This is a genomic window from Novosphingobium sp. 550D (assembly GCF_057401885.1).
On sequence record NZ_CM171613.1, the window covers coordinates 1,789,003 to 1,805,596 of the forward strand.

Sequence of the window (16,594 nt, forward strand, 5' to 3'; positions counted from 1 at the left end):
AGCCGATTCATCACCGGCACCGGTAAGTCGGTCAGGCATGAGCTATGCCAATAAGCTCAGTTCATTCGAACACTCCTTTCTTCTTCGCGCCACAACGGCGCACGCCCATTCGGGTGACGATCGACTGGCGCGGGGGCGCTTGGGGCACCGTAGCGTACCCCTGAAACCAACAATCTCTCTCTCGTAGTCCTATCATGGCAAGCTGGCCGGGCGCTTGTGCAAGGATGCGCGGTTCCCCCAATTTTGCGGCGGGCTAGCCCACCACAAAATCGGCTCCCCCACGCCCCGCTGGCGCGGCGCCAACCGGGGTCTGGCTGTGCCAGCCAGCTTCCCGGCTAACGTCCCTGACAAGCTGGTCCAGCTCGCCCCCTGACCTCCCGTCATCACGAGGATGACGAAATCAGCCCTTTGGCAAGAAGCCTTCTGGAGGTCACCATGACGCAAGCATTCGCCAATTTCGAAGCCCTCTCTGCCTTCTACCGCGAGCAGATCGAAGTCCCCGGCTTTGACACCGCCTTCACCGAGCAAGGCAGCATGGCGCAACTCTCCGTCCACGACGAACCCGCCGCCACTGACATGCCCGACCCGCAGGCCGCGCGCGGCGCGATGGAAATGGTCATCGGCACCGTCTTCGATCTCTTCCGCGGCACCCGCATGGAGGAATTCGGTCAGGACATCGTCTGGGGCATCGTCAACAGCTTCCACGTCACCTCGCAGCGCATCGAGAAGCGCGAGGACGAAGCCACCAAAAAACTGGGCGACATGGCCCGCGCCTTTGATCCTTCCGAAATCTACGCTGTCGAACTGGAGGAAACCCAGCGCATCGCCCAGACGCTGATGGACTGCCGCGAGGCGATGGAAGCCATGCGCGACTACGCCGGCGAGATCTACCGCGTCGAAACGGGCCGCCCGTTCTCGACCGTCAAGGGCACCCGCGTCTCCTCCGGCCTGACCGCCAGCCAGATCGACGCCCGCGACTTCCTCGCCGCCCACGCTGCAAAGCGCCGCGAAGACCACGCGCCCACCGGCCCGGTGGTGATCTTCTCCGGTGGCACCGACTGGCACGACCACGAACTCCTCTGGCAGGCGCTCGATGAAACCCACGCCCGTGTGCCCCACATGATCCTCGCCACCACCGCCCAGCACAAGGGCTGCGACCAGATCGCCCACGCCTGGGCCGCCGCGCGCGGCGTCAAGACCGTCCGCTTCACCCTCAACCGGGCACTGGGCAAGCGCGCAGGCTTCGTCCGCAACGAGCAACTGATGAACCTCAAGCCGGTCCACGCCATCATCTGCGAAGGCTCGGGCATCCAGTCCAACCTCTTGAGCCGCGTGCGTGAGGCGAATCTGCCTCATCACGCCTTCGCCCAGCGTCACCAGCGCGCCGCTGCCTGAAGTTTCGGAGGGCGCCGCGTCCGCGGCGTCCTCCTTCTCTTTTTCCGATGGCAGGAGGCACGCGGACGTAGGGGTGGGGCAAGCCCACCCCATGCCGCGCGCCTGATTATGCGATCAAAGTAGCAGGACAGGGGGCCGGGAAAGGCCTTTGGCGCGTTTGGCCAGTTTACGGTCAAAGGTCACAAATTCACGGCAATGACCAGACCGTGCCAGATGGAGGGCATCGGCAAAATCCATGCCCTGTTCCAGTCCTTCAAGCGCCATGGCCACCTGTTCCGGCTCTTCCATGGTCAGGCCCGGAAGCCCGCCCAGCGCGCGCAGGGCATCCACGATCTGCGGCGCGGTAAAATCATATCCGGCGCGCAAAACCCATTCGGTTTCGAGCACGACGCTCACGCCCAGAAACGTATCTCCGCCCAACACAATCTGGCGGGCAGCTTGGGCCTGATCAGCATCGTCCGCCACCAGGAGGCGCACCACGACATTGGTATCAATCGCGCGCACGCCGTTTGGCCTCCTCGGCAATCACGGCATTCATATCGTCAATCGACAAAGCAGGCTTGCTGGAATGCAATCTGCCAAAAACATCCTCGATACTGGTCGTTGCGAAAACCGGCATGGATTTCAGCAGAACCCCGTCGGGCGTATCCTCGACGATCAGCCTGGTGCCAGCGGGCCAATGCCGCTGCTCACGGATCGCCTTTGGCAGAATAACCTGACCCTTGGTCGACACGGTGGTCGTAATGCGATCCTGCATGCCCATGGCATTTTCCTTTGGTAAGACCAAAGTAAGATACAGAATTTTACCCTGACCTGCAAGCAGGCTTGTGGCTGGTGACCAATCGCCACGGAGCACCGCGCTGAACCAAGTCACGGATATAGGCGATCACTGGGCAGCCGTTTTAAGACAGACGTTAGCCCTTCAAAAGCCCGGTGCAGCATCCTGCGCTCCGAAGTGTCAATTCAATCGGGAACGACAGTTCCTGAAGGGGAAGGAGTGCACACCCTACGCGGTATCCCGCCAAATTATGGGAAAAAGTGCTGTAAAATCAATTGAGGCTGCGCTCGAAACATGGCGCAATCTGGCCACTGCCGATGGCTGTCTGGTCCCCAGAATTCCGCAGGATTCCGGGGTTTTGCAAGGCGAATTGGGGGTGTATGATGGCCAAATGGTCCCCAAACGGCTTGCGCCCGGGAATCGGGCCTATCTTGATGGTCATTTGGCGCGCCGGAAGCTGCCGCCCGCGCCTCGGGAATATGCGATCTGGGATACTGAGCTTGCCGGGTTTGTCCTGAGGGTCAGGCCGTCGGGGCGGCGCAGTTGGTTCGTGCGGGTTCGGCGGCGCGGCAAGCATCAGCGCGTGACGCTGGGCGCGGTGGAAGACCTCGATGCGCCGACGGCGCGGATGCAGGCGCGGCGCATTTTGGCCGAGGTGGCGCTCGATGGTTTGCCCCGCCGCGTTGCGCAGCGTCAGTCTCCCACCTTCGCCGAGTATGTTGACGAGTTCTGGCGCGATTGCGCGCATCACTGGAAGCCATCGACCCAGAAGCGCAATTGGGACGCCGTCCGTCTCGATATCGCCCCGCAGTTTGGCCCGATGCGGCTCGACACCATCTGCCGGTCGGACATCATCCGCTGGCGGGATGATTGCGCGGAAGGGAAGCAGGCGAAGTTCAACCGCGCGCTGCCGGTGCTGGCCGCGATGCTGAAATATGCCGAGGCACTGGGGTATCTTCGCAAGGGCAGCAATCCCTGCCGGGGAACACCCCGCTTCAAGCGCAGGGCGATGGAGCGTTTTCTCAGCCCGCCGGAGTATCGGCGGCTTGGGCTAGCGTTGGACCAAGCCGAAGAAACCCACCCCGCGCAGGTCGCGGCCATCCGCTTGCTGCTCTACACTGGCGCACGGTCGCAGGAGATCGGCGGCCTGCAATGGGACTGGGTGCAGACGCCGCGTTTGTTGCTGCCCGACAGCAAGACCGGCCCCAAGACGATCTGGCTGTGCAGCCAGGCGGTGCAGATCTTGGAAGGCGTGCCGCGCCGAGAAGGCTGCCCATTCGTGTTTTCGAACACGAAGGGCGATGCACCGCTCAAGCTGGACATTTGGTGGTCCAAATTCCGCCGCCGCTGCGCTCTGCCAGATCTGCGCATTCATGATCTGCGGCATAGCTATGCCTCGATCGCCATCCGTCACAACATGCCGCTGGCGACCATCGACAAACTGCTGGGACATGAATTGCCGAAACTACGGCCAAATACGCCCACCTGGCCGACGAGACGATTGCCGATGCCGCCGCGCGCGTGTCGGGCGGCTTGGCCAGCGCGATTGGATTGGGCGCATGACCAGCCTCTCGCTCCGCCAAGTGGTCGAGAAGGCGCTGGCCGAGGTCGGTCTCGATCCCAAGCTGTCGCGCGCCCAGCGCGGCAGGCCACGCACGACCACATGGCTCGCCATCGAGAACGGCTTTGGCATCCGCCATTATGCCAGCGGACGGCATGTCTATGTTGTCCAGACGCGGATGGGCGGGCGCGTGCGGACGATCACGATCGGCCCGGCCACAGTGCTCACCCGCCATCAGGCCACCATGGTGGCGCGACGGGTTATCGCCCATGCCCGCGTTGGACATGACCCGGCCACCGTGCGTGAACGCATCCGCAGCGCACCGCGCATGGACGATTTCCTGAAGGAATACTGGCAGAAATGCGCGCCGACATGGAAGCAATCCACCCGCACCACGGCCACTGACTACCGCCGCTGCCACATCGATGGGGCGTTCAAGGACATTTACGTCGACAGCCTGACGGAGGCGGATGTCGCCAAATGGTTCGCCGCCCTGACCGACAATGCAGGACCGGGCGCAGCGAACCGCTGCATGGACATCCTGCGCGCGGCGCTGAACAAGGCCGAGGCGTGGGGCTATCGCGTCGAGAACACCAATCCCTGTTATGCCGTCCGCTGCAATCGCAAGGTGATGCGGACACGTCATCTGTCCGAGGCCGAAATGGCTCGACTTGGCGCTGCACTGGCGGATTTGCGCGACCATGCAGATCAGAGTGTGCGCTCACAGGCGGTGGCGATCACGTTGTTGCTTCTTACCGGCTGCCGACGTGGGGAAATACTTTCGCTGAAATGGAGCGACCTGCGCGGCAATCGCCTCAAGCTGCGCGACAGCAAGACTGGGCCTCGCACGGTTTGGCTTGGGCAGGAAGCGGTCGATCTGCTTGCCAACCATCCGCGCTTGCCCAAAGTCCCGTGGATTTTCTGGAACGAGGGATGGCGACGGCAGATCCGCACTGTCTGTACAGCATGGCAACTTGCCCGCACTATGGCCGGTCTGCGGGACTTTCGGCTGCATGATCTTCGCCATACTTCCGCCAGCCATGCCGCCAAAGGACGCGAAAGCCTGCCCATGATCGGCAAGCTTCTGGGCCACCGCTGTGTCAAATCCACTGCCCGCTACGCGCATCTGGACGACGCGCATTTGATCGATGCCGCCGACGAGATCGGGCGGGCGATCAAGCTGGCTTTGGCTGGCGGGCGCTAGGTCCGCACTCCCCCTTGAAGATTGGGCGTCAATGACGTATATACCGCCAATGAAGACTCGCCCCATCACCGTCGCCGAGACGCAGATCTTCGCGCGCTCGGCGGCCAAGATCTGGAGCGAGGCGGAACTGGCTGAATTGGTGGATTACGTCGCCCATAATCCCGAATCGGGCGATGTGATCCAAGGCACCGGCGGCGTGCGCAAGCTGCGCTGGGGCAAGGCGGGAAGTGGCAAGCGCGGCGGCGCGCGGGTGATCTATTTCTATTATCACTCCGGTTGCCCGCTTTACCTGCTGCTGGCCTATGCCAAGGCGCAGGCGACCGACCTGACGCCGGACGAGAAGAAGGCGGTCGCCGGTTTCGCGGCGATCATCAAGGCAGCGGCGGGCATCGCCGAAGGAGACGCATGATGAGCAGCTTTGGTGACGATCTGATCGCGGCAATGTCCGAGGCGGCGAACCATGCGCAGGGCGTGGGTCAGGCGGCGCGCACGCACACCATTGAGGTGCCCGACGTTCGTGCCATTCGCGAGGAGCTGGGCCTGTCGCAGCAGGCCTTTGCCAGCGCCTATCGTATCCCGCTGGCGACGCTCAAGGGCTGGGAGCAAGGGCGGCGGCAGCCAGATGCTACCGCCAGCGCTTATCTTTCTGTCATTGCGGGGCTGCCGGATGCGGCTAGGGATGTGCTGCAAAGAGCGGGCTAGGGACGCGATCCGTAAATGATTTTACCACAAGCGCGTGCATATGCAGGTACCTGTCCCATAAATCGATTGGGCAGAGTATTGTGATCTGTTGAATTGTCAGAAAAATGGTGGAATAACAAACCAGATAACGCTTCACGTTGGGTGCGTAGAGGCAATTGAGTATAGTACAGGTCCGAAAGGTCAGCGGGTGCCAATTGATAACTTTCATTACCTTTCACATTTCTGGCCTGATTTGCACGATTTAGGGAGAAGGGCCGAGGCATCAGCCGCTGAAGACCCTCAAGTAACAGCCATACGGCTCCGTGGATTTGTCGAATCCATGGTGGAGGCCCTGTTTCAGCACCTCGATCTTCCACTCCATCATGAAGACAAGCTTCTGGACCGCCTGTTGCTGCTTGAACGGGCGGGCATTCTCGACAACCGTCGCAGTGCCAAGTTCCATACCATCCGAAAGATCGGCAACCGTGGCGCTCACAGCAAGAAGGTCAGCGTACAACAGGCGCAAGACCTCGTAGTCGATGCTTGGTCGTTAGGCTGCTGGTTCTGCCGGCTGCTGAAGCCGGACGTCGAATGGTTTATTCGCCCGTATGGCACGGCTCCACAATCGACTTCTCAGCCGACGAAAATGTCCGCTGATGAGCTGCCCATTGAAGAACTGGTAACGCCGACCGGACAGAGCAATGTGCTTCAGTTCCCACCCGAGCGCATTCGGCGTATTCGCGACGAAGTCGCTAAAGCTATGGCTTTGGTGGAGCCGGCTGCGCGCCAGCTGCGCACCAAGATATCAATCGAAGAAGCTTTCACCGACCCTCTCAACGCCGATCAACAACAATGCCTGCAAGCGCTCGAAGGCTTTCTCGCGGATCCTGATGAGCGGATATTCCTGCTCAAAGGTGATGCTGGTACCGGCAAGACCTTCCTGGCCTGTGGTCTGATCGAATACCTCTCGACTCAAGGCCGTGCCATCCGCTTGGCTGCGCCAACAGGGCGGGCCGCCAAGGTGATTGGGGAGAAATCGGAGCGCCAAGCGAGTACGCTCCATGCGCTGATATACGACTACCGAAATGTCCAAGAGTACAAGGACGAGAGTGAGGATATCGGCACTGAGACCTTCAAGGTTCATGCCCTTGTCGCGAATAACCGAGATACCGCTAGCACCGTCTACATAGTCGACGAGGCATCGCTCATCAGCGACATGTATTCGGAGTCGGACTTCTATCGATCGGGTTCCGGCTATCTTCTGCAGGACCTGATAAGTTACGCAGATTTCGGCAACAGCGACAACGACCGGAAGATCATCTTCCTCGGGGATCCCGCTCAGCTCAACCCCGTGGGGATGTCTAAGACGCCAGCACTGGATGCGGAGTATTTTTCCAAGCAGTTCGGCCTCAAGACGTCCGAATATCGGCTGACCGAGGTGGTGCGGCAAAAATCTGAGAGTGGCGTCCTACGCAACGTAGCGCCGATCAGGCGGAACCTGGAAACAGGGGTCTTCAGCGGGCTCAGCATCGAATTTGCGGACGATGTCCACCGGGTCACGGTAGATGAAGTCGTGCCGCTCTATATGACCCTTGCCAAGGACAATGGGGCCGAACTTCCTATCATTATAGCAAAGACCAACCGCGAAGCGGCAGAACTGAACCGTGAGGTTCATCACCAGCTGTTCCCGGACCGGCAGATGGTCACTGCAGGCGACCGCTTGCTCATCACGGCCAACACCATGTTGAACGAGCGCTTTCTGGCAAACGGTGAATTCGTAAGGGTTTCGTCGGCAGCGCATGGGATTGAAATCCGAACCGTGACGCTAAGCAAACGGCACAGCGATACGGGGAAAACCGAGAAGGTCGAAGTCCAACTATCGTTCCGCGACATGGAGATTGCGATCCCTCTAGCCGACGGGACTGAAGCGTTCGAAACTGTGAAGGTGTTGGACAACCTTCTGCATGATGGTCAGTCGAATATTTCGTCCGATCAGCAGCGTGCCCTCTACGTCGACTTCCTGATGCGGCATCCTGACTTGCGGAAGGGTGATCAGTCATCGTTAGCGCGAGCCCTTCGTAACGATTCCTACTTCAATGCGGTCCGGGCAAAGTTCGGATATGCGGTCACCTGCCATAAAGCGCAGGGCGGAGAATGGAAGAATGTGATCGTAATCTGTCCTGGTGCGAAGGATCCTCGGAACCCCGACTATTTCCGGTGGCTCTACACGGCGATGACGCGGTCGAGTGACCAACTGTACCTCGTCAATGCGCCCCAGGTCACAATCCAAGCCACCATGCCAGACTTCACCGGCCTGGAGAAATTCCAGCATGACCTGCTAGCTCAGATACGTTGCCTCCTGGACCGGACTCAAATTGAGATCGAGGATGTCGCCCACAATCAGTGGCAAGAAGCTTACTACCTAAGGCGCGGCGAAGAAGCTGTCCGCGCAAACATCGGATATAATGGCAAGATGAAGGTGACCCGAATCACTCCGGCCCACCAGGCGCCATTCGGAAATGAAGTGGTTAGCCTTCTGCAGCCACTAATCGGGGTTACCCCTTCTAATGATGCCAATCAGACAGGTGAGCCAAGTTTACCAACACGGCCCTTTCTTAAAGATTTTCACCAACGCGTGGTGCCTGCTCTCAGGCAGCGAGAAATCCGAGTTTCGAACTTGAAAGAGCTGCCTTGGTGCCAGCGCTATACTTGTCAGCGTGGCCACGATGTCACCGTAATTGACATATTTTATGATGGGAAGGATAGGCTCACGAGGTGCATGCCGGTAGGAAAAGTTAGCGACAGCGCGCTCCTGCGTGACGCCCTAGAAGTCATCACGGGGATCATCCTTTGATACGTCAGGACGTCGATGATGTGTTCGGAATTCCCAGATGTAGGATATCATCTAGGAAAAGGGACACAGCACACCCATCCCAAGAAATTAACGCACTCCGGAGGAGTGGGCAACTTGATGAAGCTTACGGTAAGGCCAAAAGCCTTTTCGTCGAAAGTCCTTCAGATCGATACGTCATTGGCGCCTTGGGCTGGTGTTTGATCGACCTCGTCAAACGCCATTCGGGCGATGGTAATAGTGGGGAACTGCGGCGGTATTCGGACGAACTACTGGCCCTCGAGGTTCCATCGTCGGACGAACTTCTGACCAACCATCGGCAACGCGTGATCGGCTCCCTAACTGCTGAGGGGCGCGCAACCCAACAGGCGGTTCGGGAAGCTAAGCGCTTAGCTTGGGAAAAGCAGCATGAGGATGCAATCAGAATCTATTCCGAATTGGCACATCAGGGATGCCTAGATGACGACCTGAAGGTGTCCTATGGCTGGGAATTGTGGCGCGCTAACCGGGTGGGCTTGAAACCAGATGCAGCCGGCAAACTTGATGAGCGACAGATCGGTCGAATTCGAAGGCACCTGAAAAGCTACCTGGACCTTGGCATCTCGAATTCGCCAAAACTGCACAGCGGTATTCTCCAGCAGGCATATAAACTGGCTGGATACGGTCATCTGAAGCTTGTTCCGTTTACACGGATTTGGGAGCTTGAAAATCTTCATGGCACTGACTTCGAATCCTTCAAAACGCCGGAAGGCAAAGAGCTTCCCTCACTCGCAGAGAAGGTAATCTCGCTGGCATCCAAGGAAGCTGCATCGAGCGGTAACAGGGCAGACATGCAATGCATCCGCCCTCATCTCGAAAGCGCGATCGACCGTTTCCCCGAGAACATTTTTCTCAAGTATCGGATGGTGAAACTCTTGGAGGGTTTGGGTGAATCAGCAGAAGCGCTCAAATGGGCCGTTGATTTCGCAAGAAAGAAGGCCAGCGAATTTTGGACTTGGGACATCCTAGGCGATCTTCAGGGCGACAAGGAAATGCGCCTGTCCTGCTATGCTAAGGCGCTTACCTGTTCGAATGATGATAGTTTCACGGGCAAGGTGCGGATCAAGTTCGCGAAGTTATTGGCTGAACTATTCCCCGGCGAGGCTAAGGCCGAGATCGAACGCGTGATCGAATTCAAGCGTCGCGAGGGCAACAGGATATCCGCGGACATTGAGCAACTTACTTCCACGGAATGGTTTCGGAATGCGGACGCAAAGCCTGCCACAAAGCAGTTATATGAAGGCATCGCATCGGCTGCCGAAGAGATCCTTTTCTCGCACCTGCCTTGGGTAGATGCCTGCCTTGGAGAAGAATTCGAGATCGATGGTAAGGACGGGGCCAAAACTCGTCGTCGGCGCAAGCTACTCATTGCGGGGCCCATCATCCCGTTCGAAACGCATGTTCCGGCATCTCACCCAGAGGTGCGGGGAAAAGTTCCTGGCTTTCCCGTAGCGATTCAAATGGAAAAATCAGTGGGGGAACCCTGGAAGGTCTCGATCCATCGGATCAAAGAACGTGCAGGATCAAGTTTCGACGTGTTCACCGATGTAATCGGCGTGATCGACCACGTGAACCAGGAGCGGGGCGTACTCCATTTCGTCGTATCGAAAGACATCCAGGCAACTTGGCCATTGTCCAAATTCCCGGACCGTGCTGAGCTAGGGCTAGCTGTCGCCGTAAAAGTTGCGCACTTCTTCAGCAAAGGCGAAAAGCGCTGCAACGCCATATCAGTGGTGGCCTCGGATACGCTTCCGAAATCCGACGTCCTGAAGCGCTTCTCCGAGAGCATCGAGGTAAGCAATGGCATGGGCTTTACGCCAACTGGTATCTTCATCCCGCAGGATATTGTTGCAACGCAACACCTTGTCGACGGAGATTCGGTCGTGGGTGAGGCCGTAATCAACTTCAACAAGCGTCGAGGAGTTTGGGGTTGGAAGGCCATTTCTGGGCAAAAATACAGCGAAGACGTCGGCGACTGAGACTTTGGTTTTCGCACTCGAGAGTAATGCAAATGGGACATTTAAACATCCTTATCCCGACATTGGTTAGCGCAAGCCCTGCTTGGCGCTGATGGGGGGGGCGGTCGATGGCTATTTGGTCCCCAAATCGGAACAATCATCGAACTTCCGGTCGTAATGCAAGCTCGATGGACGCCCCTCTTCGGGGCGAACATACCCCGCAAGAGCCCGTTTTCCTGTCTCTTTTTCCGGAGATCCCTACCGGCTTGTAAGTCGCCCAAAGTTCCTGTTGACGCAGCACACCCTACGTACGCCTCCGATAGCGGCCGCCCGTGAGATCAGAATTGGCTCCGGCGGTTCTCGGCGATGATGTCCTGGAGACAGTCGACGCCATCGCTGGAGAGAGCAAGAACAGGCTCATCGCCCGTGCCGTAAACCCAGATCAGTCCGTCTTCGGTGTCCATCTGGTCGGTGAGGTCAAAGAGGAAGTCTTCATCTTCGCCCAGGTCCAGTGCGACCCTGGTGAGGGTCGTGACGGCATAGACCTTGTTTCTCTGCATTAGGCGGCCAATTCTGCAATTTGAGCCTGCTGGGTCGCTTTCCAGTTCCACGGAAGCAACTCATGCAACTGGCCTTGGGGTATGTCAGCGATGCGGGCGAGCACGTCGGTAAACCAGGCCAGCGGATCTATGCCGTTAAGTCGGGCCGAGCCGAAGAAACTGTACATCATCGCTGCCCGCTCACCGCCGCGATCGGAGCCGACGAACAGCCATGCTTTTCTGCCTCGAGCCACACCGCGCAGCTGCCGCTCGGCCGCATTGTTTGTGAGACAGATCCTGCCATCGCCAAGGAAGGCGGTGAAACCCTCCCAGTCGTTGAGCATGTATGCGATGGCCTTGGCAACAGCATCGTGACGCGAGAGCAAGCCAAGATGCGTGCGCATCCAGACTTCGAGATCGCGCACAAGCGGAGCAACGCTGTCCTGCCGAACCTGCAGGCGCTGGGCGGCGGATTGGCCATTGATGGTGTGCTCAATGGCAAAGATCCGGTCGATTTGCTCCAGCGCCTCCATGGCAAGAGGTGAGACGATAGGCGGCTTGCCCTTTTTGCGTTTGAGTTGGCGCGCGACATCGACCAGTTCGAAGAACTGGCGACGTGAATGGGCCCAACAATTGGCGCGGGTCATGGTGCTTTGCCGGAACATTTCATTGAAACCGGCAAAGCGATCAACCTGAAGGATGCCGCCATATCCGGCCAGATGACCACGGGGATGTTCTCCCTTGCGATTGCGGGAGTAATAGCAGACCACGCCGGGCGGCGAGAGCCCGCCAAAGGGGCTGTCATCGCGCACGTAATCCCAGATTCTGGCGATATCGGTCTTGTATCTGGCCAGCAGCGGCAGAGTGGTGTCATCGGCATGGAGCCGATCACCGCCAAGAACATGGGCTTCAAGGAGAAGGAACAAGGGCCTTGTCACGACACTGATGGCACCGATCTGGTCCGCCAGTGTCGAGAGACTGATCGGAATGCCTTCGGCTTCAAGCCGGTCGCGCTGAGAATTGAGCGGTTGGTGCAGACCATATTTCTGGAAGGCGAGGTTGGCGAGAAAGTGCGGCCCGAACATGCCGCGCGGCGTCACATGGAATGGCGCCGGGGGCTGGCTGATTTTCTCGCAACGACGACAGGAGACCTTCTCGCGGATCGTGCGGATAACCTTGTGGCGCGCAGGCACCTTCTCAAGCGTTTCGGTGATGTCGGCGGGTAAGCGGCTGAGACTGCCCGAACCACAACAGGGACATTGTTCAGGCGCCGGGATCACGATGTCTTCGCGCGGCAGATCGGCTGGAAAGTCGCGGCGCGTGGCGCGCTTGCGGGTGAATGGGGCAACGCTTGTAGTCCTGGCCGCAGCGATCTGGCCTTCCATCTCAGCCGCACTGGCATCGGCCTCTGCTTCTTCAAAGGCGATCTCGAACTGATCAAGCACCCGCCGACGTTCGGAACTCGCGCCATATTTATCGCGGCGCATCTTCTCGTTCATCAGCTCAAGATGTGCGTTACGAGCCTGCAGATCGGCATTGACGGCCCGAACTCTGGCCAGTTCCGCTTCCGTCTCGAGAGCATGAGCCTGCGCACAGGACAACTCGGCGCGCAGGCGTGACAGCTCCTGGGAAGGCTCAATTGCGGACATGCGCCCGCATAGCAGAAATTCGTCAAAACTCCAGCATTTTCGCCATTTTCAGCGCCATTTCACCTTTCAGGAAAGCGCCCGAATGGGGGCTGAGTGCATCAACCAACCTGTGCCGGGCGCCAGGTTTCCTGCGGCGCGCGCCAGTCGATCCCTTCGAGCAGACATGCCAGTGCCGAGGCCGGGATCGCCACTGTTCCTTCCTTTGTTGCCGGCCAGACGAACCGCCCCCGCTCCAGGCGGCGGATGTATAAGGACATAGCAATCCCGTCATGCCACAGGATCTTGCACAAAGATCCGCTTCGTCCCCGGAAGACAAACAGGTCGCCGGTATGCACGTCCTTCCTGAGTGCCTGTTGCACCTGCAATGCCAGTGAGCGCATGCCTCGCCGCATATCGGTATGTCCCAGCGCCAGCCAGATCCGCGCATTGCCTGAAACGGGGATCATCGCGACAGCGCCTGCAGGACAGCGGTTGCCAATGGCAATGGCGCATGTTCGCCGATTTCCACTTCCGCTCCGTTCAGGCACACCCTGATGGCGCAAGCCCGGCGGGCAACTTCAGGTGGATCGGGCTGCACGACGACTTGCGCAAAACCTTGCGTTCCACCGTCCGGCGTAAAGCCAAACTCCTTGCGCCACCGGTAAAGCTGGCTTGGATGCACATCGGCCGCCCGCGCAACATGGGCCAGAACCGCACCAGGGGCAAAAGCCCGCGCCAATAGCGCCAGCTTCTCTGCATCATCCCAAATCCGACGGCGCTCCGAGCCTGCAAAAACCGTTACTTGTCCCACCACTGATCCTTCGCACCAGTGCTAACACCAGAGCTAGCACCGGGGCCTAAATCCACACCGGATGGGCATCCACAAGGCGGCCGCTATCGGAGGCGTACGCATGATCCAACGGAATGCAATCATGTGAAGTGTAAGGAGGGACCGTGACGGGGAGCCGTCATTGTGGGGGATGGATTTTTTCATCAGTATTTCCAAAGATGGTGCCAGCATGGTTGCATTGTCATTTCATCAAATAATTATTTAAGAATTTCTCATTGTTAAGGTGATTAAGGTGTATTCCGTATTAAAAGGAAATTTTCTTAAACCATCTGAATAAATTCAAAAATTATTCGGTGAAAATATTTTGTGCAAATTCTGATGTAAAGCAAGGTGAGGGGGATGACGATGCAACCTGTTGGCCTTGATCTTACGAGCAAGACCATGGCGCTGTTGGCCGATGACGCTTTTATTTTGTCCTTTGACGCCAAGAGCGGCGTTGCGGTTTGTGCCAATGATGCCGCCCAATCGACATTGGGCGAAACACAGCTTGCCTCGATTGCCTTTGCCACCACATTTGCCAATGGCGCGATCGCGTGGGAAAAGGTGGTTGCGGGCGAAACCGTGCATATCAGCGGCGGCATCCCACAGTCGGACGGCTCGTTCATGGGCATCCATGGCATCGTCAAAATGGCCGACGGACGGGGCGGTCAGGTCCATTTCCTTGGCGTGCGCAGTTGCCGCGGCGAAGGCGATGTGGCCCTGTTGACCCATCGTTTCGAAGCGATCAACCATGCGCTGGCCATTTGCCAATACAGCCCGGACGGTTTCATTCTGGCGGCCAACGAACGCTTCTCGAACAGTGTTGGCGCCCAGCTGGATCAACTGGTCGGCAGACCGTTTACCGCGCTTTGGCATGGCCCGGATCGGCCTGCGGACCCGGCGGCCTATTGGGCGCGTTTCGCCACCGGACAACATGACCTGCTGGTGCGCAAACACCGCAATACGGCCGGACAGGATATTTGGCTGCGCGAAGTCTTTGTGCCGACCATGGACGGGGACCGGCTGGTTTCGGTCCTGTCCTATGCCATCGACATTTCCGAAGAACAGAACGCCCGCGCCGACAGCGCCAGTCGGCCATCGATCGCGCCTTTGCCCTGATCGAATTCGATCTGGAAGGGCGCATCCTGACGGCCAACGACAATTTCCTCAACCTGATGGGCTATACGCTCGAAGAATTGAAGGGCGCGCATCACCGCACCTTCTGTGATCGCGATTATATCGGCAGCCCTGCCTATCGCCAGTTCTGGAAAAAGCTGGGCAGCGGTGAATTTGATCAGGGCGAATACAAACGCATCCGCAAAGATCGCGCAGAGGTTTGGATTCAGGCCAGCTATAACCCAATTCTGGATGCCGACGGCCACCCGTACAAGATCATGAAGGTGGCGATGGATGTCACCGAACAGCGCAAGGCGGCCATCGAAGCCGAAAGCAAACTGAACGCCATCGATCGCAGTCAGGCCGTTATCGAATTTGATCTGAGCGGCAATATTCTGTCTGCCAATAGTAACTTCCTGAACGCCGTTGGCTATCAGGCCGACGAAGTTCTGGGACGACATCACTCGATGTTCTGTGATGCCGGATTTGTGGCCAGCGATGAATATGCCGCTTTCTGGCAAAAGCTGGGCCGGGGCGAATATATCAGCGGCGTGTTCCGCCGCAAAGGGCGCGGGGGCCGCGATGTCTGGATCCGGGCAACCTATAATCCGGTGCTGGATCTGGACGGTCAGGTGGCCAAGATCGTCAAATTTGCCACCGACATTACCGAAAGCCACGAACTGGCCATCGAACAGGCGGAAAAGATCGCCGCCATCAACCGCAGCCAGGGTGCGATCGAATTCGATCTGGATGGCAATATCATCTGGGCCAACGAGAATTTCCTCAACGTAACTGGCTATCGGCTCGATGAAATTCAGGGCCGACATCATCGCCTTTTTTGTGACCCCAAGGACGTCGGAGGCGCCGACTACGCCAATTTCTGGGAACGCCTTGGTCGCGGGGAATATGTGTCGGGCGAATTCAAGCGTCGCCGAAAAGGGGGCGAGGACTTCTGGATTCAGGCCTGTTACAACCCGATCATTGGCGCGGATGGCAAACCGATAAAAATCTGCAAGATCGCGACCGACATCACCGACGCCAAGGTTTCGGCCAATGAATATCAGGCAAAAGTGTCAGCCATCGGTCGGGCGCTGGCGGTGATCGAATTTGATCTGGACGGCAATATTCTGTCGGCCAATGACAATTTCCTCTCCACCATGGGTTATTCCCTGCGTGAAGTGGTGGGCCAGCATCATTCGATTTTCTGTTCGCCTGATTATGTGCGCAGCCGTGATTATGCCGATTTCTGGCTGAAACTGAACCGCGGTGAATATCATGCGGGGCGGTTCCACCGGGTGGGTAAATATGACCGCGATGTGTGGATTCAGGCGACCTATAACCCGATTCTTGACCTGCATGGCAATGTCGCGCGGATCGTCAAATATGCCTTTGACATCACCGATCAGGTGCAAATGGAAAAGGAAATCAGCGAGCGCGCTACCGATCTTGGTGGGTTGGTCGACAAATTGTCGACCTCTATTTCCTCGATCATGACCGCGACGACGGCGGCCTCTACCCTTTCGCATTCCACGCGAACGGACGCGGAAAGAGGGAACGACTCGCTGGGCAAGGCGATCGAGGCGATTGAGCTGATCCAGACATCGGCGGCGGGCATTGCCGAGATCGTCGGCATCATCGGCGAAATCGCCGGACAGACCAACCTTTTGGCCTTTAACGCCGAAATCGAGGCCGCGCGTGCGGGCGAACATGGCGTCGGCTTTAGCGTGGTGGCGGGCGAGGTTCGCAAACTGGCCGAACGTTCCAGCACCGCGGCGCGCGACATCAGCCGTCTGATCGAGCAATCCATCGGCCGGATCAGCATGGGCACCGATCGCTCGCGTGAGGCATCGCACGCCTTTGCCGGGATTGTCGATGCGGTCCACAAGACCGGCGGCGCGATTGAGGAAATCAGCGTTTCGGCCCAATTGCAGGATCAGGTTTCGGCCCAGGTCGTCACCTTGATCCAGCGCTTGGCGGCGACGGCGGCCAAACCCTCGTCCGGCCTGATGAACTGA

The 16,594-nt window shown here is 58.4% G+C and carries 13 protein-coding genes and 2 pseudogenes; 9 read left to right on the forward strand and 6 right to left on the reverse strand.

Features of this window, described 5'->3' with window-relative positions; all coding sequences use genetic code 11:
• The first annotated feature begins 435 nt into the window (after positions 1-435).
• Positions 436-1,395: a DUF2493 domain-containing protein gene (locus tag AC2S2E_RS08470; protein WP_486524460.1), complete on the forward strand. Its 960-nt coding sequence runs from the start codon at positions 436-438 to the stop codon at positions 1,393-1,395.
• Positions 1,396-1,509: 114 nt separating this feature from the next.
• On the opposite strand, the gene AC2S2E_RS08475 is transcribed toward AC2S2E_RS08470, so the two are convergent.
• Both AC2S2E_RS08475 and AC2S2E_RS08480 read right to left on the reverse strand, forming a co-directional pair.
• Positions 1,510-1,899, reverse strand: a complete 390-nt coding sequence (locus tag AC2S2E_RS08475; RefSeq protein WP_486524461.1) for a type II toxin-antitoxin system VapC family toxin — start codon at positions 1,897-1,899, stop codon at positions 1,510-1,512.
• On the reverse strand, positions 1,886-2,158 hold the full coding sequence (locus tag AC2S2E_RS08480; RefSeq protein WP_486524462.1) for an AbrB/MazE/SpoVT family DNA-binding domain-containing protein: 273 nt from the start codon (positions 2,156-2,158) through the stop codon (positions 1,886-1,888). Before AC2S2E_RS08480 ends, AC2S2E_RS08475 begins: the two co-directional genes overlap by 14 nt.
• A gap of 406 nt (positions 2,159-2,564) precedes the next feature.
• Here AC2S2E_RS08480 and AC2S2E_RS08485 point away from each other — a divergent pair.
• From AC2S2E_RS08485 to AC2S2E_RS08510, 6 genes and pseudogenes are all read left to right on the forward strand, one after another.
• Positions 2,565-3,569 (forward strand): annotated as a pseudogene (locus AC2S2E_RS08485) (tyrosine-type recombinase/integrase); the annotation flags it as partial.
• A gap of 163 nt (positions 3,570-3,732) precedes the next feature.
• Entirely contained in the window at positions 3,733-4,938 is a 1,206-nt protein-coding gene (locus AC2S2E_RS08490) for a tyrosine-type recombinase/integrase (RefSeq protein WP_486524463.1), read from the forward strand.
• Between the two features lie 49 nt (positions 4,939-4,987).
• Entirely contained in the window at positions 4,988-5,347 is a 360-nt protein-coding gene (locus tag AC2S2E_RS08495) for a type II toxin-antitoxin system RelE/ParE family toxin (protein ID WP_486524465.1), read from the forward strand.
• Positions 5,344-5,640, forward strand: coding sequence for a NadS family protein (gene nadS, locus AC2S2E_RS08500; protein WP_486524466.1), 297 nt, complete (start codon positions 5,344-5,346; stop codon positions 5,638-5,640). The genes AC2S2E_RS08495 and nadS overlap by 4 nt, the downstream gene beginning before the upstream one ends.
• Positions 5,641-5,827: 187 nt before the next feature.
• Entirely contained in the window at positions 5,828-8,473 is a 2,646-nt protein-coding gene (locus tag AC2S2E_RS08505; protein WP_486524467.1) for an ATP-dependent DNA helicase, read from the forward strand.
• A 197-nt stretch (positions 8,474-8,670) separates the two neighbouring features.
• Positions 8,671-10,488 (forward strand): DUF7017 domain-containing protein, encoded by a 1,818-nt coding sequence (locus tag AC2S2E_RS08510; protein WP_486524468.1) that lies wholly within the window; start codon positions 8,671-8,673, stop codon positions 10,486-10,488.
• Between the two features lie 317 nt (positions 10,489-10,805).
• On the opposite strand, the gene AC2S2E_RS08515 is transcribed toward AC2S2E_RS08510, so the two are convergent.
• From AC2S2E_RS08515 to AC2S2E_RS08530, 4 genes are all read right to left on the reverse strand, one after another.
• The gene (locus AC2S2E_RS08515; RefSeq protein ID WP_292690834.1) at positions 10,806-11,027 is read right to left on the reverse strand and encodes a hypothetical protein; all 222 of its coding nucleotides are present in this window, start codon (positions 11,025-11,027) and stop codon (positions 10,806-10,808) included.
• Positions 11,027-12,655 carry an IS66 family transposase gene (gene tnpC, locus AC2S2E_RS08520; protein ID WP_476108095.1) on the reverse strand — a complete coding sequence of 543 codons (1,629 nt, stop codon included), beginning with the start codon at positions 12,653-12,655 and terminating at the stop codon, positions 11,027-11,029. The genes AC2S2E_RS08515 and tnpC overlap by 1 nt, the downstream gene beginning before the upstream one ends.
• Before the next feature lie 98 nt (positions 12,656-12,753).
• Complete coding sequence (gene tnpB / locus AC2S2E_RS08525; RefSeq protein ID WP_273617544.1) at positions 12,754-13,101, reverse strand: IS66 family insertion sequence element accessory protein TnpB; 348 nt, start codon at positions 13,099-13,101, stop codon at positions 12,754-12,756.
• Positions 13,098-13,445, reverse strand: a complete 348-nt coding sequence (locus AC2S2E_RS08530) for a transposase (RefSeq protein ID WP_273617543.1) — start codon at positions 13,443-13,445, stop codon at positions 13,098-13,100. The genes tnpB and AC2S2E_RS08530 overlap by 4 nt, the downstream gene beginning before the upstream one ends.
• Positions 13,446-14,111: 666 nt before the next feature.
• Between AC2S2E_RS08530 and AC2S2E_RS08535 the strand changes: the two are divergent.
• A pseudogene (locus AC2S2E_RS08535) lies at positions 14,112-14,480 on the forward strand (PAS domain-containing protein); the annotation flags it as partial.
• Positions 14,444-16,594, forward strand: coding sequence for a PAS domain S-box protein (locus tag AC2S2E_RS08540; protein ID WP_486524469.1), 2,151 nt, complete (start codon positions 14,444-14,446; stop codon positions 16,592-16,594). The pseudogene AC2S2E_RS08535 and the gene AC2S2E_RS08540, both read left to right, overlap by 37 nt.